1 protein-coding gene is annotated in these 1792 nt (G+C 57.8%); it reads right to left on the bottom strand.

Annotated elements, in window-relative coordinates; all coding sequences use genetic code 11:
* The coding region (locus ACFSR7_RS18715; RefSeq protein WP_378164641.1) for a carbohydrate binding domain-containing protein at positions 1-1792 on the bottom strand (1792 nt) is incomplete at both ends.

Here is a 1792-nt window from a genome sequence, read left to right as displayed (position 1 = left end):
CGCTGCGAAATGTTCGCATTTTCCCATGCCGGGATTCCCGTCGCCGCGATTCTGTACGCCTTCGTTCCCGCGTATACTGGCGTGCTCACCAAACTCACCGAGCCCGTTGCCGCATTTGGCGTGATTTCTTGTGTCCAGTTGGTTGCCCCGTTCATCGTCGCAATCTCGAGGTCGCCGTTCTTAATCAGATTGGCATCCGCGCCTGCCGTGTACTCCAAGCGCATATCGTCCACAGATACCGTGCCTGCGCCGCCGTTTGCATTAGCCAGCACCGCTACGCGAACCGTCGCTCTTGTCGTTCCTGCAGGAATCATTCCCTGCAGATCGATATCGCCGTAGCCATTGGTCAGCGCGTTGTAGTCCGTATGGTTCTCGCCCAGCATCTGATAGCTGTCATTGTAGAACCGTATGAACACTTGACCCAAACTTTGATTCAGCGCTTCGACATTCAGCTTGCCGCTCAGCTTGTAACCACGGCCCGCCGTTACCGGCACTTCTTGCTGCACAGCCGCATCGTTCCACTGCGGCAGTCCGCTGGCCGCGATGCGCACCGCGCGGCTTCCTGCTGTTACCGGCGTGCTAATCGTGCTGAACGTGCCTGTCGCGCCGCTTGGCAGACTCGTCTCCCAGCCTACCGGCTTCGTCCCGTTCACATTCTCGAAGCTCGCGTTGTCCAACAGGTTGTTGTCCGTCGTGTAGACCAGGCTCAGCTTGTCCGCGTAGATCGTGCCCGATCCGTTTGTATCGTTGGCCACGAGGTACAGCTTGACTTCAGCCGTCTTCGCATTCGCCGGAATGTCGCGCAGTTGCTCCAGCGTGATATAGTCATTGGTCAACTCTTTAAAAACCGTCTGGTTCTGCCCAATGTACTGCTGATTGGCATCGTAGAACCGTACGCTCATTTCCACTTGCGCACGGGTCAGGGACTCTACCTTCAAGTGGTTCGTCAGCAAGTACCGTTTGCCGCCTTCAACATCGATACGCTGCGAAATGTTCGCATTTTCCCATGCCGGGATTCCCGTCGCCGCGATTCTGTACGCCTTCGTTCCCGCGTACACTGGCGTGCTTACCAAACTCACCGAGCCCGTTGCCGCATTCGGCGTGATTTCTTGCGTCCAGTTGGTTGCCCCGTTCACCGTCGCAATCTCGAAGTCGCCGTTCTTAACCAGATTGGTATCCGCGCCTGCCGTGTACTCCAGTCGCATATCGTCCACAGATACCGTGCCCGCGCCGCCGTTTGCATTGGCCAGCACCGCTACGCGAACCGTCGCTCTCGTCGTTCCTGCAGGAATCATTCCCTGCAGATCGATATCGCCGTAGCCATTGGTCAGCGCGTTGTAGTCCGTATGGTTCTCGCCCAGCATCTGATAGCTGTCATTGTAGAACCGTATGAATACTTGACCCAAGCCTTGATTAAGCGCCTCGACATTCAGCTTGCCGCTCAGCTTGTAGCCACGGCCCGCCGTTACCGGCACTTCTTGCTGCACAGCCGCATCGTTCCACTGCGACAGTCCGCTGGCCGCGATGCGCACCGCGCGGCTTCCTGCCGCTACCGGCGTGCTAATCGTGCTGAACGTGCCTGTCGCGCCGCTTGGCAGACTCGTCTCCCACCTGACAGGCTTCGTCCCGTTCACATTCTCGAAGCTCGCGTTGTCTAACAGGTTGTTGTCCGTCGTGTAGACCAGGCTCAGCTTGTCCGCGTAGATCGTGCCCGATCCGTTTGTATCGTTGGCCACGAGGTACAGCTTGACTTCAGCCGTCTTCGCATTCGCCGGAATGTCGCGCAGTTGCT

The organism is Cohnella sp. GCM10020058, assembly GCF_042683485.1.
GTDB lineage: Bacteria > Bacillota > Bacilli > Paenibacillales > Paenibacillaceae > Cohnella.
This window is presented reverse-complemented; position numbering and strand designations above follow the sequence as displayed.